Raw genomic sequence first — 22,863 nt, forward strand, 5'->3', positions numbered from 1 at the left:
CGTTGATGATCAATGATGTCCAGGTTCAATCGGCGGGCCAGCAGGGTGAGATGCACGATGCACCGCTTTTGTTCGGGATAGGCGATCAAGTGCAACTGGGTCGAACGTCGACATTGATTCTTGGTCATGCGCGCTATTCCTACGGGCGGGGGTTCTGGGATGAGTTCTGCGGTGTCGATGGTGATGGCCGCACCTGCTGGATATCGCTCGATGAGGGAGATGTCGTTCGGCAGAAACGCTTGACCGGAAAGTACACGCCGAAATTCATGCCTCCGTTCAAGCTGGGCGAAACGCTGGATTTTGACGCGGCCACATTCACGGTTACCGAAGTTGAACATGCCGAATGCATCGCCCTATGCGGACAGTTCGATGAGGTGCTTCAGGTCGGGGAAAGCCATGAATTCGTGAACGCTTCCGCCGGGGACGAGGCTTTGTTGTCCGGCGAATTCTGGCCCGGTCATGCGATCTGGTTCTACGGTCGGTGGTATGACGCATTTGACGTGAAGGTTCAGCGGCAGCCATGACCCGAGATCCAAGTCTTCTTTCGATCAACTGCACCTGCTGCGGCGCCGGTCTGGATGTACTGGGCGGTGGCCGGGTGATCGTGCAGATCTGTTCGTATTGCGGGGCCGAGCTGGATGCACAGAACAACTACCGGACTCTACGCCAGTTCAAGGATCAGAAACGCCCGGAAACCCCGCTTTCGATTGGGATGAGTGGGTCGTTGTATGGTGCCGAGTTCACCATAATTGGTCTGATCGAACATGCCGAGCGCTGGGGCGGACGGGTCTATCAATGGATAGACCATCAGCTCTATTCGCCAACTCACGGCTATGCCTGGCTAACGCTTGAGGCGGGGCATCTGGTGTTTTCCAGACGCTATCGCGGATCGGCCTGGATGTCGGAGCGGTGGGTTGAGACAGCGGAATCTCCTCCCTCTGTGACGACCGAGGATGGGCGCTTTGTGTATTACGAGACCACCACAAGCGCGGTCACCTATGTCGAGGGCGAATTCACCTGGACGCCTTCACTGGGCGAAAAGACAACGACGATTTCAGCGATGTCTGATACGGCGATGCTGGGGTTTTCAACCACTGGGTCCGAGCGTGAGACCTATCGCTTGTTCTATGTTTCGAAACAGCAGGCCGAAGCAGCTTTTGGGGTTTCATTGAACCTGAACCCACATCGGGTGCATCCGCTGCAACCTTTCATCGAGGGCCCAAACTATAGATTTTTGCTGGTCGTATCATTCGTGTTTACGATCCTCTGTCTTGTGATGGCGGTCTCCTTCTCTCAACGATCAGGTGAGAGGGCGATAGAGCGTCAGGCGCTAAAACGTGGCGACTTCCCCGCCGAGATCACAATCCCGCTTGAAGCCAATAGCCAACTGACGAACGTTACCTTTTCGGGCAATGTTGAAAACAGTTGGATCTATCTGGACATCGAGATGCTTGATCCGGACGGAGAGCCGGTGTTCCAGGCGGGTCGAACAATCGAATATTACACCGGTCGCGACTCGGACGGCACATGGCGTGAAGGCAGCAAATTTGCGAGCCTGACGTTTCGGCCAGATCGCACGGGTGATTACACATTGGCACTGGACGTGCCAGAGCAGGGGCTTTGGAACGGACAGGGCGCAGATCATGTGCCCGGGCAGCCGTTCAGCCAGTTGCAGGTCAGTGTCAAAACCGGACTGTCCAGTGGTCTCTGGGCATTTGCGCTGGCCGGGGTTTTTGGAGCGCTGTTCCTGTTCCAGTTCGGGCGCAAATGGATTCATCAACGCGCCCGGTGGTCGGGAACTGATTGGGTAGATGAGAATTAGAGTGACAGCTTTCAGGATCATTTTCATCGTCATTTCGACCCTGGCCGTGGCTGCCACAGGTTATGTCTCGTGGCATGGGTATTGGGCCGAAAGCCGTGACTTGGACACTTCGGTTCGGGTCGGCAGCGGTGGCGGCGGGTACTATCGGTCAAATCGGATAAAATAGTGAGGAATCAATGGACTATATAGCAGCAATTCAGATTGCAGAGATCATCAGCACAATCTTTTACACCCTTCTGGGCGTGACGCTGATGTGGGTCGTGTGGAAGGTGATCGACTGGATGACGCCCTTCTCGGTCGTGCACGAGATTGAAAAAGATCAGAATATCGCGTTGGCGATCCTGATCGGGCTGCTATTTGTGGCGGTGTCCATCATCATCGCGGCCGTCATCCTGTCATGACCCAGCCCCGCGCGGTTGAGGCGCGTGCCGCGTGGTTGTTGCTGGCCACCTTTCTGGTGGCTGTCGCCGGTCTGATCTATGAGCTGATTGCAGCCACTCTTTCGAGTTATCTGCTGGGGGACTCCGTCCGCCAGTTCTCGTTGGTGATTGGTATCTTTCTGTCAGCAATGGGGGTCGGGGCCTGGCTATCGCGCTTTGTCTCGGATGCGTTTTCCGGATTTGTCTGGGCGCAGATCCTACTGGGCATTGTCGGCGGGTTTTTGGCGCCGGTGCTGTTTCTGAACTACGCGTGGATGGGGCAGGTGGCCTTGCCGCTTTACGGCGCCTTGATTGCCATTGGTATCCTGTCGGGGATGGAAATCCCTTTAATCGCCCGCGTTCTGGAACAGATTGGGGCGCTGAAATTCCGTTTCGAAAACGTGCTGAGCGTCGACTACATCGGTGCGCTGGTCGCCTCGCTGGCCTTTCCACTGCTGGTAATCCCATATCTGGGGTTGATGTCTGCCAGCCTGGCCTTCGGAGGGCTGAACCTCGCCGTCGCAGGCCTGTCCCTGCTGGTATTTCGGGAATGGGCCACGCGAGTCCAGGTTGCGGTTTGGGCGGTGGCCTTTGTGGCAACACTGGGCGCGTTGTGGCAGTCCGAGCGGCTGGTCTCGGTCACCGAGGCTGAGCTGTTCGAGGATGATGTCATCCTGTCCGAGGCCACGCCGTATCAGCAGATCACCGTCACCCGGTACCGCGACCGGGTGCGCCTGTTTCTGGATCATTCGATCCAGTTCGATTCCCTTGACGAACACCGCTATCACGAGCCACTTGTGCATCCGGCCATGGCCCTTGCACCACGCGCGCGTGACATCCTGATCCTTGGGGGTGGAGACGGCATGGCCGCGCGCGAGGTGCTGCGCTATCCCGAGGTGCAATCCGTGACGCTGGTGGATCTTGATCCGCGTGTGACGCAGTTGTTTCGCGACCATCCAGATCTGTCCAAGCTGAACGACAATGCTCTCAGCGACCCGCGCGTGACGGTTGTCAACGAAGACGCCTGGAGGTTTCTGGAGCGGGAAACCCAGATTTACGACGTGGTGATCATTGATCTGCCAGACCCCAAATCCATCGCCTTGTCCCGGTTATACACCAAGCAATTCTACGGCTTGCTGGCCGAACGGCTAAGCGGGCAGGGGGTCTTTGTCACCCAGGCCGGATCACCGTTCTTTGCTCGGCAGGCCTTTTGGTCGGTGGCCGAAACGATCGAGAGCAGCCGCAATCCGCAAAGGCCCGGGCGGGGACTGCAGGCGGTTCCCTATCACAGCTACGTGCCGAGCTTCGGCGAATGGGGGTTTGTTCTGGCTACATTTGAACCATTGACCGACCGTAGAATCGAACTGCCGGATGGGTTGAGCTATCTCGACGATGATGTTTGGCGCGCGGCACAGATTTTTGGCGGTGATACCGACCGGGTCGATGCCGAACCTAATACACTGCAATCGCACGCATTGATGGGATATTACTTAGACGGTTGGGACTACTGGTTCCGGTAAACCGCGGTTGACGCGCGTAATTTCAACTCGGGCAGGGCGCAGGTGCTTCTCAAGATATGCGACCGCTTTGTCCGGTTGCGTTGTGCCACACATGAAGATGTCGATGGCGGCATAATCATTTTCCGGCCAAGTGTGGATCGAGATATGGGATTCTGCCAGCAACAACACTCCGGTCACACCGCCATGCCCGCCAAATTTGTGGAACTTGCCCGACAGTATCGTTGCGCCAGCCTCCCGCGCCGCGCGGGTCAGTGCCTCTTCGATGCGCATTACGTCGGTTAGGTATAGGCTGCCGTAATGATCGACCAGAATATGCATTCCCGAGCCAGCCAGCGTGCCTGTGTCAGCGTTTTTGATTGCCGGTATGGTCATGATCCTGGTCCTTTCTACGATTTGATTTTTCGCAGATTCTTAGGGGTTTGTGCGCGGCAAGTACCTAGTTGGCTTCGCCCTTCAGGGCAATGGAAATGAAATTGAGGGACGCAAAGAGGACTCTTCGAATTTAATAGTTAAGAAAGAAGAACGTACTCAGGTTGAATTTTCTCTTGATCAAATGGGACGCAGCTTTCCACGATTATGCTCGACCTAAGGTCCAGACTTGCGTGTTATGGTTTTGGGGTGAAGGGCCGAGACGATAGGGTTTCACTGGACAGTAATTTGGAATTTTATCATTGTAAATCTTCCACCAAATGGAATAAATACAAGGTATGATCAAGCGCGGTGATAGAAAGTCAGTTGAAGACTCTCTCGAGAACCAGGCGGGCGTAGTCCTGCTTGGGCCGCGGCAAGTTGGGAAGACAACCCTCGCGCAGGATATCGCTGAAAGCCGTGACGCTGTCTATCTTGATATGGAGAGATCTGCTGATCGCCAGGTACTCGAAGAGCCAGACCTCTATCTCGACGAGCAGGTTGGGCGCCTGGTGGTGATCGATGAAGTTCAGCTTATGCCAGGCCTGTTTAAGGCATTACGCGGTCAGATTGACCGACGACGAAGACAAGGGTATCGGACTGGGCAATTCCTGCTGCTGGGGTCGGCCTCGAACACGCTTCTGCACCAAAGCGCAGAATCCTTGGCTGGCCGGGTCAGCTATCACGAGCTGACGCCTTTCATTTTGTCGGAAACCGGAGCGGACTCGATCTCTGCGCTGTGGTTGCGGGGTGGGTTTCCAGATAGCTTCCTTGCCAAGAACGACAAAACCAGCCTGGCATGGCGCGAGGATTTCATCCGCACCTATCTGGAACGCGATGTTCCGGCTTTTGGGTTGCGCATCCCGGCGGAAACATTGCGCCGGTTCTGGACAATGCTTGCCCATGAGCAAGGCGGGTTACTCAATGCGGCGAAACTTGCGGGAAACCTGGGTGTCTCTGGCCAGAGCGTTGCGCGCTATCTTGATTTGCTGGTCGACCTGATGCTGGTGCGCCGTTTGCAGCCATGGCATTCCAATGCCGGAAAGCGTCTGGTCAAATCTCCTAAGGTTTATATCCGCGATTCCGGGTTGGCCCATGCGCTTCTTGGGATCGAAACACCGGAAGACCTGCTTGGGCATCCGGTTGTCGGCGGCAGTTGGGAAGGGTTCTGCATCGAAAACCTGATCGCCGCGGCACCGCGCGGAACAGAAGCAAGCTTCTATCGCTCTTCAGCAGGGGCTGAGGTGGATTTGATGTTGAAACTTCCCCGCGGCGGCCTCTGGGCCATAGAGATCAAGCGGACGACATCAGCGAAGGTCACGCGTGGGTTTCACATCGCGACAGAAGAACTGGACGTCTCAGAGCGCATCCTTGTCTATGCCAACGACAAGGAAGTGCCGGGGCAGGGAGGTGTACAAGCTATGCCTCTCATGAGCGCGATGAAACGGCTGGCGTCTGCGTAGACGCAAGAGGGACCGCGCCATTGGATCAACGTCATGCCCTAAATTCGAAGAAAACGTGGTCGTAGAAGCTATCGAATCCGACTGCTTGTAGTAGATTTCCCGAAGGAGTAGTCACGTTGACCGCCAGCCCGACAGGGACAGCTGGTTTACAGACGGTTGAAAGCTCTACAGAAAAACGCCTGTTTTGATTATTCCAAGCCTGCGCTTCTGCCGCGTCTCAACAAATTGAACCGAAAGCGGCGAGGGTCTCAAGCCGCTACTGAAAGGGAGCAGTACGGACAGGATACGGGATTTTCAGCGCATCTGCCCCGGTTCGTGGCTATACAATAGTCAAGACACTCGTTAAGGGGCTGTCTTTACCCATGGATGATGCATTGATTGCAATACCGCACAATCCCATCTCCTGACCGATGAAAAGAACCACCGCTGTGAAACAAACCATTGCAAATGCGCTGGCTCGCAAGGGCTATGACACCTTAACCCAAGTTCAGCAGGCTGTAACCCGGCTCGAACTGGAGGGGAAGGATATGCTGGTTTCGGCCCAAACCGGATCGGGTAAAACCATCGGATTCGGTCTGGCGATTGCGCCGCGACTTCTGGGTGACGCTGAGACTTTCGAAACCTCGGGCGCACCGCTGGCACTTGTTGTAGCACCAACAAGGGAACTGGCGCTGCAGGTCAAGCGTGAACTGAGCTGGTTGTTCGCCGATGCGGGCGCGTTTCTGGCGTCCTGCGTGGGAGGCATGGATATTCGGGATGAACGCCGTGCGTTGGCGCGTGGCGCGCATATTGTTGTCGCCACTCCGGGACGGCTGCGGGATCATATCATGCGGGGCTCGATCGACCTGACGGCCATTCGCGCCGTGGTTCTTGATGAGGCCGACGAGATGTTGGATCTCGGGTTCCGAGAGGATCTGGAATTCATTCTGGATGAAACACCATCAGACCGTCAGACTTTGCTGTTTTCTGCCACTGTCCCACGTGCGATTGCCAATCTGGCGACACGGTATCAGCGCGATGCAGAACGTGTGAGCACCGTCAGCGAAAAGACGCAGCACGCCGATATCGATTATCGTGCTATGTTGGTCGGCCCGCGCGACGGCGAGAATGCAATTATCAATGTGTTGCGCTATTATGAGGCGCCGAACGCCATCGTGTTCTGCAATACCCGCGCGATGGTGTCACGTCTGACAGCGCGCCTGTCAAACCGGGGCTTTTCGGTCGTCGCCCTATCCGGAGAATTGACCCAGAGCGAACGCTCGAACGCTTTGCAGGCCATGCGCGATGGGCGTGCCAGGGTCTGTGTGGCAACGGATGTTGCCGCCCGCGGTATTGATTTGCCTAACCTTGATTTGGTGGTCCATGCGGAACTGCCAAACAGCCATGAAACACTGCTGCACCGCTCGGGTCGAACAGGCCGGGCCGGACGCAAGGGCGTTAGCGCACTAGTGGTTGCACCCGCGTCGCGGAAAAAGGCGGAACGTATTCTGAAATTCGCCAAGCTGACCGCCGATTGGGGGACAGCCCCGTCAGCCGAAGAGGTGACCGAACGCGATCAGGTGAGGATGTTCGCATCGGATGACTGGCAAGCAGAGATCACGGAAAGTGAACGCGCAGCAGTTCAGAAAATGGTAGAAAGCTTTGCCCCTGAGCAGATTGCAGCAGCTTACCTGCGGCAGTACAAGCTGCGTCATTCCGCGCCAGAAGAGTTGTCGACGGTCGATCAGCAAAGCCAGAAACCGCGCGCGGCCTTTGGCCCCAGCGTCTGGTTTTCGCTGTCCGAGGGGCGCAATCAAAATGCGTCGCCGCGTTATATGCTGCCGATGATCTGCAAGTCAGGCAATCTGACGAAGGATGACATTGGGGCCATCAGGATTGCCGATGATGTGACCTATTTCGAGATACGTGAGCCCAGCGTCGAAGGGTTTCTGACAGCCGTTGGGCCCGAGATGAAGATCGAAAAGGTCAAGAATCTCGTGCGTCTGGACGCGGCACCGGACTTTGCTGAAACTGGCCGGACCAAGCCCATCGGAAAGCAAAGAGGCAAACCGATTACGAGCAAACGAGATACGACTCCGACCGAACGGAGCGGCACTGCAACCTATGGACGTCGCAAGCCTGAACCCGAGGGCCGGGCACCTTCCAGCCCTGCAGAACGTTCCACAAGGGCCGTCAAATCAGCCAAAGTAGAACGCCAGCGTGCTTCGAAAGACGAGGCAGATGCCTTGTTCAAACCGGTTGGTGCAAAGCCAAAGGCACGTAAGGGCGGTAAATCTGAAGCCAAAGGCGGCGATATCAAATCTGCCCGAACAGCATCAAAGGGTCCGCCTCCACCCAAAGGTAAGTCAAGCAGCAAGAAGAACCGAGCGCGAGTCGCAGCGGCCAAATCTACAAAAGGTGGCGATTCTGTCCCGAAACGGCGGAAGACTTAGCCTGCATTCCATTCCGAACCTGGTTTTTTGGCTTTGGGCATTACCTTTAAGGGACAATGGAAGGCATGGGCGAAAGAAACCGCTCCATCACGACCAGGATCGGACTATCCCCCACAATGTACCTTTGGTTCACGGGTCGAGATTGTGTGAGAGGCTCACCATGGAGAGCCGACAAGCCTATCCAGTTGCTGTACCACGCGGGTAGCAGAGATGCTGGTGGAAACCATTAGGCAGAGGTTCTTTCGTATTCGTTTGATCCCAGAAAGTTTAGCAAACTTCACATCAGAACGAGGAAAGTTTCGCGGACAGATCGAAACCCATGTCTGTAATTGTCGAGAGGCAGATGTAACTGCCTCTCGACAAATTGAACCACAATGGCTGCCTATCTGTTGAGGAACTCCATTTCGTACTTATCCTCAACATCTGGCACTGGGTGCTCAGCGTGAAGCGACGAGACAATACCATAGATCATGAACAACAAGATCACAGCGATTGGTAGCCCTGCGACGATGGACGCTGTCTGTAGCGCGCTCAACCCACCGGCCAGCATTAGGACACCGGCAACAACGCCTGCGGTAATACCCCAAAATACACGGAACTTGATTGGCGGATGCTCGTCACCCATCGACAGCATTGTGCACATCACGAGTGTCCCCGAGTCAGAAGACGTGACAAACCACGAAATCAGCAGAACCGTAATCAACACTGTGATCGGGTACACCAACCATGTGTAGCCAAATCCTTTGACCGTTTGGAATACGCCAGCGGCGTAGTCATTGTTGACCGCCTCGACGACACCTGCGTCGTAGAACAGATCAACCCCGGCTGCTGCGCCACCAAAGACACCCATCCAGAGCATCACGACTGAGGTTGGAATAAGAAGAACGCAATAGCAGAATTGCTTGATCGTCCGCCCCTTTGATACCCGCGCAATGAACAGTCCAACAAACGGGCACCATGCGATCCACCAGCCCCAGTAAAAGATCGTCCACCAGCTCTGCCATTGGTTTTCGGGCTCACCGTTGATCCAGAAACCCATGGGTATCACCGTCCAGAGGTAATCTCCAAATCCGGATATGGTTATGCCCAACAGGAATGCCGTGGGTCCCAGAATGATGAACAGGAGCAGCAGGCCAACACTTGCCATAACGTTGGCTTCAGACAAGATACGCACGCCTTTGCCAACACCCGATGCAGCAGAAGCCGTGCCAAGACAGGTGATGATTGCGACGAGGATCAACTGATTTGTCTGGGTGTTTGCCATCCAGCCAAGATCCTCAAGACCGGCGGCGATTGGTGTGACGCCCAACCCCAATGAGGTTGCGAGGCCAAAGATTGTACCAAATACGCCAATCAGATCGACGAGATGACCCCAGGGACCATAGATCCGTTCCTTCAGGACAGGATAAAGAGCGGTGCGCAAAGTCAGAGGAAGCCCATGGCGGTACGAGAAATATGCAAGGCAGAGGCCAACCAGCACATAAAGGGCCCAACCGTGGAAACCCCAGTGGAAATTCGTGATCGTTACCGCAGAAACCGCCGCGTCAACCGAACTTGGTTCAATTCCCGCCCGTTCAAGGAATGGGCTGCCTTGGATATGGAACATTGGCTCTGCAACGCCCCAATAGATCAGACCAGATCCCAAGCCCGCACTAAACAGCATGCAAATCCATGAAAACGTTGAAAAATCTGGCTCGTCATCATCCTTGCCCAGCTTCACGTGTCCGAACCGACTGATCATAAGCCAAATTACGAAAAACAGTGCCGCGTTAACGACCAGTACATAGAACCAGTCCAGGCTACCGATGATGAAGTTTTTACCTGTCGCAAAGATCGCACTTGAAGCTTCAACATCACGGATCGTGAAAAACACAAACCCCAATATCATCACCATCGAAGCGATACCCATCGTCGGATTCATACCTTTGAACAAGCCGCTCTTTGCTACAAGATTGTCAGGTTTCTGTGTTGATTGATCACTCATTTTGCACCTCTTAGACCTGTTGTTTCGGCTTACCGTGTTGAACCCGCAGCGCCCTGACGGGCGGAGGTTGCGAGCCAGGACTGGAACGCCTCTTCCAGGCGCCCGTGGTTGGTGGCCCACCACTCGGCGTCCGACAGAATGTAAAGATTGTCTTCATACGCCGGACCGTTCGGGATGCGCTCCAAAACGTCATCTGACAGGAGTGTCATCGAAGATTTTCGGGTTGGACCATTTGGCAGGTGCCCGACCATATCGGCCAGCGAATTTGAGCTGCTAGCAAAGCGAATAAAATCAATGGCCTCTTCTTTATTCTGGCTTCCTTTTGGAATGCCGAACAGATCCAGCTCAATCACACGGCCGTCCATGTTGACCGTAAAATCGGAACCATCTTCCTGGGCGGCCGTTGCACCGGTAGTGGCCCAAATCGATGACATAGCAATGTCGCCAGAGTTCAGCAGACGTACGGGTTCGCGCCCGGTTTCCCAGATTTGCAGGCCGGTTTTTATGTCGTCCATCTTTTTCAGCGCGCGCTCAACACCTTCTTCGGTTTCTAGCGTTGGATACACATCATCGCGGGCTACGCCGTCGGCCATAAGGGCCCATTCCATGATCACTGTCGGATCATTTCGGATGGCACGTGGCCCAGGATAGGTTTCTGTGTCGAAGAAATCCGAAATGGTTGATGGAGGCGTTTCTGCGAATTGAGAATTGTTATACGCATATGCGGTGCCCCATACGATGACTCCTACGCCACAATCATTCAGGGCACCTTCGACAAAATCCTCTCGAAATGGTGTGCCATCGACGCCATCAGGCAGATCTATGTCAGATATGTTCTCCAGCAAGCCCTCTTCGCAGGCGCGAAGTGAATCTGCTTGCGTAAGGTCGACCACATCCCAAATCACATTTGCGCTTTCGACCTGATCGCGGATTTCCGAGATGCCACCATTGTAATGTGCAACATGCACATCAGCGTTTTTGGCTTGCTCATAAGGGCGCACAAACCCAAGCATCTGACTTCGCATGTAAGGGCCGGTCCAGGATGTGAAGGTGATGGACGGCCCGGGCTCTGGGATTGTGGTTTCGCTCTCAGAGTTACTTTGCGCCATCGCATTACTCAAAGAGAGAGTAGAAAACAGCGCAGCTATCATTATCCGACAGCCCCTGACCGCCTTTAGCCTATAGTACATCATCAAATTCCTCCCTAGTCGCTTCTAATTTTGTATAAGCGCTTTGTTTGGGTCGTCCTCCTGGTCAATTCCCAGCACATTCAGCAAGAATACATCAAATTCACCCTGATGATCAGCAATAATCAAAAATTGCGAAAGCTAAATACGACTATTACGCCAGACAGAGCGACAGATTTGGCAGAGCCACCAAGAAACAAGGCTTGCGGTTACAGGCTGTTTTCCAGAAGCCAGCGATACAGAGAAACCGGTTCCTGTTCATCGACCACAGTTAATTACGGACCTGATCTTGGGGCCTATCTCACCTTCGGCGAAAGAGCCTCAGGGGCGTGCGTGGGCGATGGAATGACGACGCCCAGGACATGGTGTGCCACATCGCACACGCGACGGATATCAACATCGCGGAGCTTTGAAGTCTTGATCAACATTCTCATGACAGCTGCATGATCGCCGCCGCCCACGGGAGTAGGCAAATATATCCTGCGCGCTTTGTGATTTGTATGTCGTTTGCTGTGTAACCGTTCAGGATGTCGATAGGGGCCAGTAACTCTGTGACTTGCTGGTTGAAGTCGCAAGCCATCAAGCACCGGCCGAGCAATTTGATACAATTTATCTTGCCCTCGACGCGCCTCCAGCGATGCTCGTCGTCTCAATTTTACCTGATGGCGCGACAGAGGTTTCTAGAGGCTCGCAGGGCCTCATTCCTTGCGCCGAGCCGTTTCAACGCTTCATTGTAGGCCAACCAGTTCGTCATTTTGACTTCGTGGGAGTAAAGCAGTTCATACCACACAGCTATCACCTTGGATTAATGCAGTGAATCCTCGAACCAAATTGTGCGGAAAAGTAGGTTTATTGGTCAAACAGAAAAAAATCTTTGCAGTTGAAACCTTGCTTTATTGGTCGGAGTGAGAGGATTCGAACCTCCGACCCCTGCCTCCCGAAGACAGTGCTCTACCAGGCTGAGCTACACTCCGACCGTGGCGGGTGATTTATACCTGAGGGTTTGGATGTGCAAGAGGAATTCTGGGTCTGGTTAGTGATTAGTAACAGGCTTTGGACAGGCTCAAAATCCCTGTGGTTAGCCCCATGTCAGATCAGGTGATCAGTGCGATAAAGTCGGATTTTTGTGCCGCCGTGATCCACTACCGGCCCTGCCGGAAGCAAAGGAAGGCGCGTGGCATGGGCCAGGGATGGGGTGCTTGTTACGATGCCAACGCGCCAGCCTTTGAAGCGTGACATCAGAACCTTGCCGAAACTCCCATACAAGGATCGCAGCCGTTTTTCATCGCCTATCCGGGCGCCATAAGGGGGGTTTACGATCACTAACCCCTCAGCCCCTGGCGGGGGCTTCAGATCGCTGACGGAGTGGCAATGAAATGTTGTATTGGTCGAAACACCGGCTTGTTCCGCGTTGGCTTTTGCGGCTTCGATCGCGCCTGCATTCCTGTCGGAGCCGAAGAACTGAACCTCGGGGGCAGGGGGTTCTGACCCGGCGCGCATGTCGGACCAGATGTCGGGATCAAAACTCCTTAGGCTTTCGAATGTAAAATTACGCGTGCGACCGGGAAGCAGGCCCAATGAGATCTCGGCAGCCTCGATGACGAAAGTGCCCGACCCGCACATGGGATCCAGCACCGGTTCGGTCCCGTGATAGCCACATTCGCGCAGGAACATGGCCGCCATTGTCTCGCGCATGGGGGCCTTGGCGACGGAAGTCTTGTGACCTCGCTTGTGCAGGGGCTCTCCGGAGGTGTCGATCGAGAATGTGCAGATGTCTTTCTCAATCCGCAAAAGCACGCGCAGGGCTGCATCTGTCGAGATTGGAGTCCCCAGTGTCTCGGCCAGCGCTCGTTCGATCCTTTGGCGCGCGGCACCCGCATGATAAATGCGCGATTTGCGGCTTGTCGCCTCGACTTTTACCGGCACTTCCGGGCGCAGGAAATCTGACCACGGAAATTTTCTGGCGCGTTTGTCCAGTTGTGCCAGATGGACAGCGGGAAAGCTGCCAATCCGAACCAGAACTTTATTTGCGCCCCGAAGGCAAAGGTTGGCACGCCATACTTCGGGCCACCCGCCCCGACAAACCACGCCACCGGCAATGACCTTAGCATCGGCGAATCCCTGTTCGGTGGCCTCGGCATGCAGCGGCGCCTCTAGTCCGGGCGTTGCTACCAGAAAAATTTCCAGATCGTTCGTTTGTTCCATCAAGGGTGCTTACACCGGACATGATCGGGGCGCGACAGGCAATTTCAGCGAAAGTGATACAAGAAAGTGAATACCGTGAGGGAATTTTGACGGTTACAGGTTTGCTTTTGATATCATCCCCGCGTAAAGGGGCCACAATCAGAGGGACGGCCGCGGATTTCAGTCGCAATTCGACGCTTTTGCGACGACTGCTTGGAATTCTCGCGTTATTGTCTGACACTAGATAGGTGTTGGCTCAGCCGGCACAGGTAAAGAGGCTTGGAAGACCGTAGCGACATGCAAACTTTCAAACTGAAAAAAGGGTTGGAGCTGCCGGTGCAAGGCGCACCGGAACAAACCATCCATCCGGGTCCAGAATTCAAGACTGTTGGGGTTTTGGGGGGCGATTACCTTGGCTTGAAACCGCGAATGCTGGTTCAGGAGGGGGATGACGTTCAACGTGGCACTCCGCTTTTCTGTCACAAGGACGCACCCGAGGCGATGATGGTCGCCCCGCTAAGTGGTAAGATCGTTGCCATCAACCGTGGTGCGCGCCGGGTTTTGCAAAGCGTTGTGATCGAGGTTGCGGATGCCAACGACACGGGTATCGATTTCTCGGGTGTTGGTGATGCGGACAGCGCCGAGGGTGTTACCGCCAAGCTATGCGCCGCGGGGCTGTGGACCGCTTTCCGTACGCGTCCCTATTCCAAGATGCCAGTTCCGGGCACTAAGCCAGCAGCGATTTTCGTCACCGCCATGGATAGCGAGCCACTGGCCGGAGATGCAGAACTCATCATCAATGACGCGGGCAAAGCATTTGCGGATGGTCTGGTAGCCGTATCCAAGCTGACCGAGGGCAAAACCTATTTGTGCCAGCAGGACGGTGCTTCAGTTCCGGGTAGCGATCTGCCAGACGTAGAGGCGGCGGCATTCTCTGGTCCGCATCCTGCGGGTTTGGCCGGAACCCACATCCATTTCCTCGAACCGCTTGCGGGCGAAAAGCAGGTCTGGACCATCGGGTATCAAGATGTCATCGCCATTGGCCGCCTGATGCAGACGGGCCATCTGGACCCTAATCTGGTGATCGCCCTGACTGGCCCGGGAGCCCGTCAGCCGCGCCTGATCCGTACGGTGATGGGAGCGTCGACCGAAGACCTGACCCGGGATGAGATTGATGTGGAGGGCACGGCACGGATCATTTCGGGCTCGATCCTATCTGGTCAGCATGCGGATGGCCCAACGGCTTATCTGGGGCGTTTTGCAAGGCAGATGACCATCATCCGTGAGGACCACGACCAGATTCCGATGGGTTGGATCCGCCCGATGCCTTCGAAATTTGCGGTTCAGCCGGTGCTGGGTTCTGCTTTCGCCAAAAAGCTGTACGCGCTCAGCTCGAATCTGAATGGGGGGCGCCGCGCCATGGTGCCCACGGGTACGTTCGAAGAGCTGATGCCGCAGGACTATCTGCCGACGCAACTGCTGCGGGCACTACTGGTGATGGACACCGATACTGCGCAAGCTCTGGGCGCGCTAGAGCTGGACGAAGAGGATCTGGGCCTTGTCGGCTTTGCCTGTCCGGCAAAATATGAATACGGGCTGGCGTTGCGCGACTGCCTGAACAAGATTGAAAAGGAGGGCTGATCCAAATGGGTTTGCGCAGCTTCTTCGATCGGATCGAGCCGAACTTTACCAAGGGCGGCAAGTACGAAAAGTATTTCCCCATCTACGAGATGGTCGAAAGCTTTATCTACACTCCGAAAACCGTGACCTCTGTGGCCCCGCATGCGCGGTCTTACGTGGATATGAAGCGGATCATGACCTATGTCGTGATCGCGACCATTCCCTGTATCCTTTGGGGGATGTGGAACACCGGCTATCAGGCCAACTCGGCCATCGCCAGCCTCGGGCCGGACTCTGCCACCGGTTGGCGCATCGCTCTGCTGCAGATGTTTGGTATCTCGCTGGACCCCAGCAGTGTCTTTGCAAATGTGATGCACGGGTTGATGTATTTTCTGCCTATCTACATCGTCACACTGGTCGCAGGCGGTATATTCGAGGTCATCTTTGCCACCGTGCGCGGCCATGAGGTGAACGAAGGTTTCCTTGTAACATCAATGCTTTACACTCTGATTATGCCGGCCACTACACCCTTGTGGCAGGTGGCTTTGGGCATTATCTTCGGTGTGGTGATCGGCAAAGAGGTATTTGGCGGCACCGGCAAGAACTTCCTTAACCCCGCGCTGGTTGGTCGTGCGTTTTTGTACTTCGCTTATCCTGCTCAGATGTCGGGTGACTCGGTTTGGACCCCGGTTGACGGGTTCTCGGGTGCAACCGCGCTGGCGGTGTCAGCGGCCGAGGGCGTACAGGCTCTTGCTGCCGAAGGGATCACATGGTCCAGCGCTTTTTACGGCACCATTCAGGGCAGCTTTGGCGAGACCTCGACCTTGGCCTGCTTGATTGGTATGGCCTTCCTGCTGATGACCAAGATTGCCAATTACCGCCTGATCGTTGGCTGTCTGGCCGGGACCATCGGATTTACTCTGCTGCTGAACCTGATCGGGTCGGATACCAACCCGATGTTCGCGATGCCGTGGTATTGGCATGTGGTTCTGGGTGGGTATGCATTTGGCCTGGCCTTCATGGTGACCGAACCGGTTTCCGCCAGCCACACCAACCTGGGCCGCTATATCTATGGCGCCTTGATCGGAGTGATGGTTGTGATGATACGCGTGATCAATCCGGCCTTCCCCGAAGGCATGATGCTGGCCATCCTGTTCGGCAATGTCTTTGCACCGCTGATCGACTATTTCGTCGTGCAGGCCAATATCAAACGGAGGGCGCGTCGCCATGTCTGATCCGCAACCTCAAGAACCCAAGGGCGCATTGGCTCGCTTTCTGGCCGCCTCGCCGGATTCGGTTGGCAAGACGATCTTCGTCGCCGTTGCTGTCTGTCTTGTTGCCTCGATGGTGGTCTCCGCCGCTGCGGTCAGCCTGCGCCCGGTGCAAGAAGCCAACGCGCTGAAGGACAAACAGGTTAACGTTTTGCAGGTGGCTGGTGTCTTCGAGCCGGGCATAGATGTGACCGAAGCCTTCGCTGCGTTCGAGCCGCATGTGCTCGAGCTTGCCACCGGCGAATTTGTCGACGATCAGTTCGATCCGGCAACCTTTGATGACCAGGCTGCTGCAAGTGATCCTGAACTCAGCGTAGCATTGGACACTGACCCGGCGGGTATTGGTCGTCAGGCCAAGTACCGAGTGATCTATCTGTTGCGCGATGATGCGGGCGATTTAGACAAAGTGATCCTGCCGCTGCATGGTTATGGCCTGTGGTCGACGCTCTATGGTTTTATCGCTCTAGAAAGTAACGGCAACGACATCTACGGCCTGCAGTTCTATCAGCATGGTGAGACCCCCGGCCTTGGCGCCGAGGTGGACAACCCGCGATGGAAAGGTCTGTGGAATGGCAAGAAATTGCGCGACGATGCAGGCGAGCTGCAGATTACCGTCGCCAAGTCGCAGCCCGCCGCCGGTCCCGATTTCTATGTCGACGCGCTTGCTGGGGCCACTCTGACCTCGGTTGGTGTCGATAACCTGGTGAAATTCTGGATGGGTGACGCGGGCTACGCCCGGTTCCTGGCCAAACTGCAAGCAGGAGAGTTTTGATGTCTCAGACCAAGAAAGAGATGCTGGTCGACCCGCTTGTCGACAATAACCCGATCACGCTGCAGGTCCTGGGCATCTGTTCCGCGCTGGCCGTGACTTCTTCGTTGCAGGTGGCCTTTGTAATGGCGCTGGCTGTGACCTTCGTGACCGCCTTCTCGTCGATGTTCATTTCGATGTTGCGCAACCAGATACCCGGCTCAATCCGGATCATCGTTCAGATGGTGATCATCGCGTCGCTGGTGATCCTGGTGGATCAGGTTCTCAAGGCCTATGCCTTCCAGATTTCGAAAACCCTGTCGGTTTTCGTTGGGCTGATTATCACAAACTGTATCGTGATGGGCCGTGCCGAGGCATTTGCGATGAAGAACCCCCCGATAGCATCTTTTATCGACGGTGTTGGCAACGGCATGGGCTATGGGCTGATCCTGCTGCTAGTCGGCTTTATCCGCGAGCTGTTGGGGGCCGGGTCGCTGTTCGGTGTCACCATCTTGCAGACTGTGAACAATGGCGGCTGGTACGTACCCAACGGTATGCTGCTGTTGCCACCTTCGGCGTTCTTCATCATCGGCCTGATCATCTGGGCCTTCCGTACATGGAAGCCGAACCAGGTCGAAGAACGCGAATACAAAATCCAGCAGGTAGAGGCGCACTGATGGAAGGGCTTATCTCACTGGCCGTAAAGGCCATCTTTGTCGAAAACCTTGCGCTCAGCTTCTTTCTTGGCATGTGTACCTTCATCGCCGTGTCCAAGAAGATCTCGACCGCGCTGGGTCTTGGGATCTCGGTCATGGTCGTGCAGGCGATCACCGTTCCCGCCAACAACCTGTTGCTGACCTATCTGCTGAAGCCGGGCGCGCTGGCCTGGGCCGGGTTCCCGGATGTGGACCTGACCTTCCTTGGCCTGATCTCGTATATCGGCGTGATAGCCGCGATGGTTCAGATCCTCGAGATGGTCTTGGACAAGTATTTCCCCCCGCTCTACAACGCGCTGGGTATTTTTCTGCCGCTGATCACGGTGAACTGCGCCATCCTGGGTGGCTCGCTGTTCATGGTCGAGCGGGATTATAACTTTGCCGAGGCCACGACCTATGGTCTGTCCTCCGGCTTTGGCTGGGCGCTGGCGATTACCGCTATGGCGGGGGTGCGCGAAAAGCTGAAATATTCGGACATTCCTGATGGCCTGCAGGGTCTGGGGATCACCTTTATCACCGCGGGTCTGATGGCGATGGCCTTCATGTCCTTCTCGGGCGTGAAACTGTAAGGGGGCGGCAATGGAAACCTTTAGCCTAGGCGTCGTTCTTTTCACGCTGATCGTTCTGGCGCTTGTCGCCCTTATCATGGCCGCCCGGTCGCGGTTGGTGTCGACAGGCAATGTCAACATCACCATCAATGGTGAGAAAACCGTGTCCGTGCCCGCCGGTGGCAAGCTGTTGCAAACCCTGGCAGCTGAGAAACTGTTCGTGCCATCGGCCTGTGGCGGCGGCGGGACCTGCGCACAATGCCGCGTACGCGTCCATTCCGGCGGTGGCTCGATCCTGCCGACCGAAGAAAGCCATATCACCAAGCGCGAGGCCGCTTGTGGCGACCGTCTGTCTTGTCAGGTTGCAGTTAAACAAGACATGGATATCGAGGTCCCCGAAGAGGTCTTTGGCGTCAAGAAATGGGAATGCACGGTTCGGTCGAACGAAAACGTTGCCACCTTTATCAAAGCGCTGACGCTGGACCTGCCCGAAGGTGAGGATGTGAATTTCCGCGCTGGTGGCTATATCCAGATCGAAGCCCCCGCCCATGCGCTGAAATACACTGATTTCGATGTCGAGGAGGAATATCGCGAAGATTGGGATCGCTTCAATCTGTGGCAATACGACTCGGTCGTTGCCGAACCCATCGAACGCGCCTATTCCATGGCCAACTATCCGGACGAAAAGGGCATGATCATGCTGAACGTCCGGGTTGCCTCACCGCCTCCGGGTTCCGAAGGGATACCGGCGGGCCAGATGTCGTCGTATATCTTCAACCTGAAACCGGGTGACAAGGTCACGATCTCGGGTCCATTCGGTGAATTCTTCGCCCGCGAGACCGGAAGAGAGATGGTGTTCATCGGTGGTGGTGCTGGTATGGCGCCCATGCGCAGCCATATTTTCGACCAGCTCAAACGGCTTGAGAATCGCGACCGTAAGATCACCTTCTGGTACGGTGCCCGGTCCAAGAAAGAGATGTTCTTTGTCGAGGATTTCGACAGCCTCGCGGAAGAGTTCGACAATTTCGAATGGCATGTCGCCCTGTCGGATGCCCAGCCCGAGGATGACTGGAAAGGCTATACCGGCTTTATCCATAACGTGCTGTTCGACGAATACCTCAAGAACCACCCGGCACCCGAGGATTGCGAGTTCTACATGTGCGGACCGCCGATCATGAACCAGTCGGTCATCAACATGCTGCTGGATCTGGGTGTGGACCGCGAAGATATCATGCTCGACGATTTCGGCGGGTAATCAGTTATCCGGCGCCCTGTGGCGCCGGTTTCATTTTAGGTCTTTTGGTTCGATTACAGGCGCAGGTCGCTTGCCTCGCGTGGCAGGCAGGATTTGATGTCGAAGACTACGCTGTTTTCTTTGCCATAGGCTCGAAACTGCAAAGGATCGAGTGCCCGATATTCCGCATGCGCGACGGCCAGGACGACCCCGTCATAGAGCCCTGGCTCAGGTTGGTCGATCAGGGCCAGGTCGTATTCTTCGTGCGCGGCTTTGGGGTCGGCATGAGGGTCGTGGACATCGACGCTGATGCCATAGCTTTGCAATTCTTCGATAATGTCGACGACACGGGTGTTGCGCAGGTCGGGGCAGTTTTCCTTGAACGTCAGGCCCATCACCAGAACACGGGCGGCGCCAACATTGATACCGCAACGGGTCATACGTTTGACCAGTTGCGACACCACATAGCTGCCCATCCTGTCATTCAGGCGCCGCCCTGCAAGGATGATCTGCGGGTGATGGCCCACGGCCTCGGCCTTGTGCGTCAGGTAGTAAGGATCCACGCCGATGCAATGCCCGCCGACCAGACCGGGGCGGAAGGGCAGGAAGTTCCATTTGGTTCCGGCTGCGCGCAGCACAGCCTCGGTATCGATGCCCATGCGACCGAAGATCATCGCCAACTCGTTCACCAGAGCGATATTCAGGTCGCGCTGGGTGTTTTCGATCACCTTCGCGGCCTCAGCCACGCGGATGCTTTCGGCCTTGTAGGTTCCAGCGGTGATGATCCGGGCATAGAGCGCGTCAACTAGATCAGCGACCTGCGGGGTTGAACCAGCGGTGACTTTGCAGATGTCCGCGATACGGTGGGTCTTGTCACCGGGGTTGATCCGCTCGGGGCTGTAGCCTGCAAAGAAATCCGTGTTGAAAGTCAGGCCCGAGGCGCGTTCCAGCACCGGAACGCAATCTTCTTCGGTTGCGCCGGGATAGACGGTGGATTCGTAGATCACCAAATCACCGGGTTTCAATACGTGGCCAACTGTTTCCGACGCAGCCAGAAGGGGGGCTAAATCAGGCTGCTTACCTGCGGTGATCGGCGTGGGGACGGTTACGACATAGGTATCGCAATCGGCAATCTCCGAGGGGTTGGTTGTGAATTTCAGGCCGCCCGCCGCGCTCAGGTCATGTGGCTCAACCTCATGCGTTGCATCTACGCCAGCGCGTAGTGCCTCGACCCGCGCCGCATTGATGTCAAATCCGATCACCTTGCCAATTTTGCCGAAGGCCACGGCCAGGGGCAGGCCGACATAACCCAGCCCGATCACAGCAATCTTTCGGGAATTGGGGTCGGTTTCAAGCATATGCGTCACTTACCATGATAGTCGCGGAACCATTCGACAAACTGGGCGATTCCATCTTTGAAATTTGTCTGCGGACGATAGCCGGTCAGCTTTTGCAGCAGATCACTATTCGCCCAAGTGGCAGGAACATCACCCATCTGCATAGGCATGTAATTGCGGATGGCTTTCTTGCCGATAGCTTCCTCAATGGCTTCGATAAAATCCATCAGCCGCACTTTGTCGCCATTGCCGATATTCACCACGCGCCAGGGCGCCGCCGGCGACAGGCTGTCACCTTCTTCAATCTCATCTGCGCTGTCCGGCCGCACCGGAGGGACGTCGATCAGCAGTCGGATACCGCGGACAAGGTCTTCGACATTGGTGAAATCCCGATACATGTCGCCGTGGTTATAGATATCGATCGGGCGGTCATCCAGGATGGCGTCCACAAATTTATAGAGCGCAAGATCGGGTCGCCCCCAGGTGCCATAGACGGTGAAGAACCGGAACATGGTCGTGGGCAGGTTCCACAAATGGGCATAGGAATGGCCCATCGCCTCATTTGCCTTTTTGGTCGCGGCGTAAATCGTGAGCGGCGTGTCGGCCTTTTCGACCTCGGTGAAGGGCATGACCTCGTTGGCGCCATAGACCGAGGATGTCGAGGCCATCAGAAGGTGATCCACCTTATGCTCGCGCGCGATTTCCATGACGTTGAACGTGCCGACCACGTTGGAATTGATATAGCTGCGCGGGTCCTCAAGGCTATAGCGGACACCAGCCTGCGCCGCGAGATGCACGATCACCTCGGGCTGGAACTCCTCAGCGACCTTTGCAAGCTGCTCGTAGTTTTCCAAAAGATCCTCGGTTGCGGAAAACCCAGGGGATTGCAAGAGCATCTGATGGCGGCGCTGCTTGAGCGAGACGTCGTAATAATCCGTCATCCCATCGTAGCCGTGAACCTGAAACCCCTCGGCCAGTAGTAGTTTTGCCAAGTGAAAACCGATGAACCCTGCTGTGCCTGTGACTAATACGCGCTTCATTTAACCCTCGACCCAAACCAAAACCGTTTGAAACATCAGGGATACTTTCAGCCCCTCAAGGTCAAGGGGATTTTCCTACAAACCGCGCCAATGGGGCAATCCAGAACCCGAATTCACTTGCGGATTGTTGTTGCCCGCCAGTCAGGGTAGGAAATTGCGATGGTGTGGGATTGGATCAAAACCAGGTGGAAAAAACCTCAGGCGGCACAGAATTCAGTTTCTGACATCGCGCCTGACCAGAGGTTTTATGCCGTGGGGGATATCCACGGGCGATTGGATCTGTTGCAGACTTTGCTGGCAAGGCTGGATCCAGATTGCCCCACAATCTTTGTCGGGGACTACATTGATCGTGGCAATTACAGCGCCCAGGTGCTGCACCAGTTACGGCACCTTAGCCGGGTCCGGGGCAATGATTTCATTTGCCTGCTGGGTAATCACGAGGAGATGCTGTTGCGGTTCACCGATGACCCAAAACGGGTCGGCAGGCTTTGGCTGCAAAACGGTGGCCTGCAAACGCTCGCCTCATTTGGAATTACCGGTGTGGATGAAGACACGGTTGGTGCGGATGCTGTCTCGGTGGCTGACAGATTGCGACGCGCAATGGGAGAAGATTTGCTGTCATGGCTGCACGACCGTCCCCTGACCTGGACCAGCGGCAATGTCACCGTGGTGCATGCAGGGCTGGACCCGGGCAAGCCATTGGATGAGCAGACACGCCAAGTCCGCCTGTGGGGCCATCCGAATTTCTCACGGCAGATGCGGGAAGATGGCCAGTGGGTTGTCCATGGTCATACGATCACGTCAGAGCCCCGCGCTGAGAATGGCGTTGTTTCGATCGACACCGGCGCCTTCTTCAGTGGCAGGTTGACCGCCACTGATATTCGCGCCGGCGAGGTCCGGTTCATCGCAACCAACGAGCAGCCGGAATAG

21 protein-coding genes and 1 tRNA gene are annotated in these 22,863 nt (G+C 55.7%); 15 read left to right on the forward strand and 7 right to left on the reverse strand.

All coding sequences use genetic code 11. From position 1 onward, the window contains the following. Positions 1 to 5 precede the first annotated feature (5 nt). The 5 genes from AC2FH8_RS08155 to AC2FH8_RS08175 are packed head-to-tail and all read left to right on the forward strand — an operon-like array spanning position 6 to position 3,761. Positions 6 to 524 carry a DUF4178 domain-containing protein gene (locus AC2FH8_RS08155; protein ID WP_496689280.1) on the forward strand — a complete coding sequence of 173 codons (519 nt, stop codon included), beginning with the start codon at positions 6 to 8 and terminating at the stop codon, positions 522 to 524. After that, entirely contained in the window at positions 521 to 1,822 is a 1,302-nt protein-coding gene (locus tag AC2FH8_RS08160) for a DUF4178 domain-containing protein (RefSeq protein WP_496689282.1), read from the forward strand. The genes AC2FH8_RS08155 and AC2FH8_RS08160 overlap by 4 nt, the downstream gene beginning before the upstream one ends. A 1-nt stretch (position 1,823) precedes the next feature. Beyond that, a complete protein-coding gene (locus AC2FH8_RS08165; RefSeq protein WP_496689284.1) occupies positions 1,824 to 1,988 on the forward strand; it encodes a hypothetical protein in 165 nt (54 codons plus the stop codon). Between the two features lie 10 nt (positions 1,989 to 1,998). Then, the gene (locus AC2FH8_RS08170; protein WP_142636390.1) at positions 1,999 to 2,223 is read left to right on the forward strand and encodes a DUF350 domain-containing protein; all 225 of its coding nucleotides are present in this window, start codon (positions 1,999 to 2,001) and stop codon (positions 2,221 to 2,223) included. Then, positions 2,220 to 3,761, forward strand: a complete 1,542-nt coding sequence (locus AC2FH8_RS08175) for a polyamine aminopropyltransferase (RefSeq protein WP_496689286.1) — start codon at positions 2,220 to 2,222, stop codon at positions 3,759 to 3,761. The genes AC2FH8_RS08170 and AC2FH8_RS08175 overlap by 4 nt, the downstream gene beginning before the upstream one ends. Here AC2FH8_RS08175 and speD read toward each other — a convergent pair. Then, complete coding sequence (gene speD, locus AC2FH8_RS08180; RefSeq protein ID WP_281995110.1) at positions 3,732 to 4,133, reverse strand: adenosylmethionine decarboxylase; 402 nt, start codon at positions 4,131 to 4,133, stop codon at positions 3,732 to 3,734. The genes AC2FH8_RS08175 and speD overlap by 30 nt on opposite strands. Positions 4,134 to 4,468: 335 nt before the next feature. Between speD and AC2FH8_RS08185 the strand changes: the two genes are divergently transcribed. Together AC2FH8_RS08185 and AC2FH8_RS08190 are read left to right on the forward strand one after the other, a co-directional pair. Further along, positions 4,469 to 5,632 (forward strand): ATP-binding protein, encoded by a 1,164-nt coding sequence (locus AC2FH8_RS08185; protein ID WP_496689289.1) that lies wholly within the window; start codon positions 4,469 to 4,471, stop codon positions 5,630 to 5,632. A 410-nt stretch (positions 5,633 to 6,042) separates the two neighbouring features. Continuing rightward, a complete protein-coding gene (locus tag AC2FH8_RS08190) occupies positions 6,043 to 8,064 on the forward strand; it encodes a DEAD/DEAH box helicase (protein WP_496689291.1) in 2,022 nt (673 codons plus the stop codon). A 382-nt stretch (positions 8,065 to 8,446) separates the two neighbouring features. Here AC2FH8_RS08190 and AC2FH8_RS08195 read toward each other — a convergent pair whose 3' ends face one another. Together AC2FH8_RS08195 and AC2FH8_RS08200 are read right to left on the reverse strand one after the other, a co-directional pair. After that, a complete protein-coding gene (locus tag AC2FH8_RS08195; protein WP_496689293.1) occupies positions 8,447 to 10,048 on the reverse strand; it encodes a BCCT family transporter in 1,602 nt (533 codons plus the stop codon). Positions 10,049 to 10,077: 29 nt separating this feature from the next. After that, positions 10,078 to 11,157 (reverse strand): extracellular solute-binding protein, encoded by a 1,080-nt coding sequence (locus tag AC2FH8_RS08200; protein WP_496689295.1) that lies wholly within the window; start codon positions 11,155 to 11,157, stop codon positions 10,078 to 10,080. A gap of 634 nt (positions 11,158 to 11,791) precedes the next feature. Between AC2FH8_RS08200 and AC2FH8_RS08205 the strand changes: the two genes are divergently transcribed. Further along, complete coding sequence (locus AC2FH8_RS08205) at positions 11,792 to 12,052, forward strand: hypothetical protein (RefSeq protein ID WP_496689297.1); 261 nt, start codon at positions 11,792 to 11,794, stop codon at positions 12,050 to 12,052. A gap of 80 nt (positions 12,053 to 12,132) precedes the next feature. Here AC2FH8_RS08205 and AC2FH8_RS08210 read toward each other — a convergent pair. After that, positions 12,133 to 12,209, reverse strand: a tRNA-Pro gene (locus AC2FH8_RS08210). A gap of 115 nt (positions 12,210 to 12,324) precedes the next feature. After that, on the reverse strand, positions 12,325 to 13,440 hold the full coding sequence (locus tag AC2FH8_RS08215; RefSeq protein ID WP_282027196.1) for a THUMP domain-containing class I SAM-dependent RNA methyltransferase: 1,116 nt from the start codon (positions 13,438 to 13,440) through the stop codon (positions 12,325 to 12,327). 276 nt (positions 13,441 to 13,716) lie between these two features. Between AC2FH8_RS08215 and AC2FH8_RS08220 the strand changes: the two genes are divergently transcribed. Genes AC2FH8_RS08220 through nqrF form a run of 6 tightly spaced genes read left to right on the forward strand, consistent with a single transcriptional unit; the run spans position 13,717 to position 19,577 of the window. Then, complete coding sequence (locus AC2FH8_RS08220) at positions 13,717 to 15,060, forward strand: Na(+)-translocating NADH-quinone reductase subunit A (RefSeq protein ID WP_496689299.1); 1,344 nt, start codon at positions 13,717 to 13,719, stop codon at positions 15,058 to 15,060. Between the two features lie 5 nt (positions 15,061 to 15,065). After that, positions 15,066 to 16,274 carry an NADH:ubiquinone reductase (Na(+)-transporting) subunit B gene (locus AC2FH8_RS08225; RefSeq protein ID WP_282027194.1) on the forward strand — a complete coding sequence of 403 codons (1,209 nt, stop codon included), beginning with the start codon at positions 15,066 to 15,068 and terminating at the stop codon, positions 16,272 to 16,274. Beyond that, positions 16,267 to 17,082: a Na(+)-translocating NADH-quinone reductase subunit C gene (locus AC2FH8_RS08230; RefSeq protein WP_496677034.1), complete on the forward strand. Its 816-nt coding sequence runs from the start codon at positions 16,267 to 16,269 to the stop codon at positions 17,080 to 17,082. Before AC2FH8_RS08225 ends, AC2FH8_RS08230 begins: the two co-directional genes overlap by 8 nt. Then, positions 17,082 to 17,735, forward strand: a complete 654-nt coding sequence (locus AC2FH8_RS08235) for an NADH:ubiquinone reductase (Na(+)-transporting) subunit D (RefSeq protein ID WP_142636378.1) — start codon at positions 17,082 to 17,084, stop codon at positions 17,733 to 17,735. The genes AC2FH8_RS08230 and AC2FH8_RS08235 overlap by 1 nt, the downstream gene beginning before the upstream one ends. After that, positions 17,735 to 18,343 (forward strand): NADH:ubiquinone reductase (Na(+)-transporting) subunit E, encoded by a 609-nt coding sequence (gene nqrE, locus AC2FH8_RS08240; RefSeq protein WP_142636377.1) that lies wholly within the window; start codon positions 17,735 to 17,737, stop codon positions 18,341 to 18,343. Before AC2FH8_RS08235 ends, nqrE begins: the two co-directional genes overlap by 1 nt. Before the next feature lie 10 nt (positions 18,344 to 18,353). Further along, positions 18,354 to 19,577 carry an NADH:ubiquinone reductase (Na(+)-transporting) subunit F gene (gene nqrF, locus AC2FH8_RS08245; protein WP_281972904.1) on the forward strand — a complete coding sequence of 408 codons (1,224 nt, stop codon included), beginning with the start codon at positions 18,354 to 18,356 and terminating at the stop codon, positions 19,575 to 19,577. Positions 19,578 to 19,630: 53 nt separating this feature from the next. On the opposite strand, the gene tviB is transcribed toward nqrF, so the two are convergent. Both tviB and AC2FH8_RS08255 read right to left on the reverse strand, forming a co-directional pair. Continuing rightward, positions 19,631 to 20,914: a Vi polysaccharide biosynthesis UDP-N-acetylglucosamine C-6 dehydrogenase TviB gene (gene tviB, locus AC2FH8_RS08250; RefSeq protein ID WP_496689481.1), complete on the reverse strand. Its 1,284-nt coding sequence runs from the start codon at positions 20,912 to 20,914 to the stop codon at positions 19,631 to 19,633. Positions 20,915 to 20,919: 5 nt separating this feature from the next. Then, complete coding sequence (locus tag AC2FH8_RS08255; protein WP_281995105.1) at positions 20,920 to 21,933, reverse strand: GDP-mannose 4,6-dehydratase; 1,014 nt, start codon at positions 21,931 to 21,933, stop codon at positions 20,920 to 20,922. A 159-nt stretch (positions 21,934 to 22,092) separates the two neighbouring features. Between AC2FH8_RS08255 and AC2FH8_RS08260 the strand changes: the two genes are divergently transcribed. After that, complete coding sequence (locus tag AC2FH8_RS08260; RefSeq protein WP_271948909.1) at positions 22,093 to 22,863, forward strand: metallophosphoesterase family protein; 771 nt, start codon at positions 22,093 to 22,095, stop codon at positions 22,861 to 22,863.

The sequence above is a fragment of the Ruegeria sp. CDSC025 genome (assembly GCF_059610805.1).

Excerpts from the sequence above, each read along its gene's own strand:
- AC2FH8_RS08230 (WP_496677034.1), top strand. The coding sequence starts at position 16,267 with ATGTCTGATCCGCAACCTCAAGAACCCAAGGGCGCATTGGCTCGCTTT.
- AC2FH8_RS08225 (WP_282027194.1), top strand. The coding sequence starts at position 15,066 with ATGGGTTTGCGCAGCTTCTTCGATCGGATCGAGCCGAACTTTACCAAG.
- AC2FH8_RS08160 (WP_496689282.1), top strand. The coding sequence starts at position 521 with ATGACCCGAGATCCAAGTCTTCTTTCGATCAACTGCACCTGCTGCGGC.
- AC2FH8_RS08185 (WP_496689289.1), top strand. The coding sequence starts at position 4,469 with ATGATCAAGCGCGGTGATAGAAAGTCAGTTGAAGACTCTCTCGAGAAC.
- AC2FH8_RS08255 (WP_281995105.1), bottom strand. The coding sequence starts at position 21,933 with ATGAAGCGCGTATTAGTCACAGGCACAGCAGGGTTCATCGGTTTTCAC.
- AC2FH8_RS08200 (WP_496689295.1), bottom strand. The coding sequence starts at position 11,157 with ATGGCGCAAAGTAACTCTGAGAGCGAAACCACAATCCCAGAGCCCGGG.
- AC2FH8_RS08190 (WP_496689291.1), top strand. The coding sequence starts at position 6,043 with ATGAAAAGAACCACCGCTGTGAAACAAACCATTGCAAATGCGCTGGCT.
- nqrF (WP_281972904.1), top strand. The coding sequence starts at position 18,354 with ATGGAAACCTTTAGCCTAGGCGTCGTTCTTTTCACGCTGATCGTTCTG.
- AC2FH8_RS08235 (WP_142636378.1), top strand. The coding sequence starts at position 17,082 with ATGTCTCAGACCAAGAAAGAGATGCTGGTCGACCCGCTTGTCGACAAT.
- AC2FH8_RS08220 (WP_496689299.1), top strand. The coding sequence starts at position 13,717 with ATGCAAACTTTCAAACTGAAAAAAGGGTTGGAGCTGCCGGTGCAAGGC.
- AC2FH8_RS08215 (WP_282027196.1), bottom strand. The coding sequence starts at position 13,440 with ATGGAACAAACGAACGATCTGGAAATTTTTCTGGTAGCAACGCCCGGA.
- AC2FH8_RS08155 (WP_496689280.1), top strand. The coding sequence starts at position 6 with ATGATCAATGATGTCCAGGTTCAATCGGCGGGCCAGCAGGGTGAGATG.
- AC2FH8_RS08260 (WP_271948909.1), top strand. The coding sequence starts at position 22,093 with ATGGTGTGGGATTGGATCAAAACCAGGTGGAAAAAACCTCAGGCGGCA.
- AC2FH8_RS08195 (WP_496689293.1), bottom strand. The coding sequence starts at position 10,048 with ATGAGTGATCAATCAACACAGAAACCTGACAATCTTGTAGCAAAGAGC.
- nqrE (WP_142636377.1), top strand. The coding sequence starts at position 17,735 with ATGGAAGGGCTTATCTCACTGGCCGTAAAGGCCATCTTTGTCGAAAAC.
- AC2FH8_RS08170 (WP_142636390.1), top strand. The coding sequence starts at position 1,999 with ATGGACTATATAGCAGCAATTCAGATTGCAGAGATCATCAGCACAATC.
- speD (WP_281995110.1), bottom strand. The coding sequence starts at position 4,133 with ATGACCATACCGGCAATCAAAAACGCTGACACAGGCACGCTGGCTGGC.
- AC2FH8_RS08175 (WP_496689286.1), top strand. The coding sequence starts at position 2,220 with ATGACCCAGCCCCGCGCGGTTGAGGCGCGTGCCGCGTGGTTGTTGCTG.
- tviB (WP_496689481.1), bottom strand. The coding sequence starts at position 20,914 with ATGCTTGAAACCGACCCCAATTCCCGAAAGATTGCTGTGATCGGGCTG.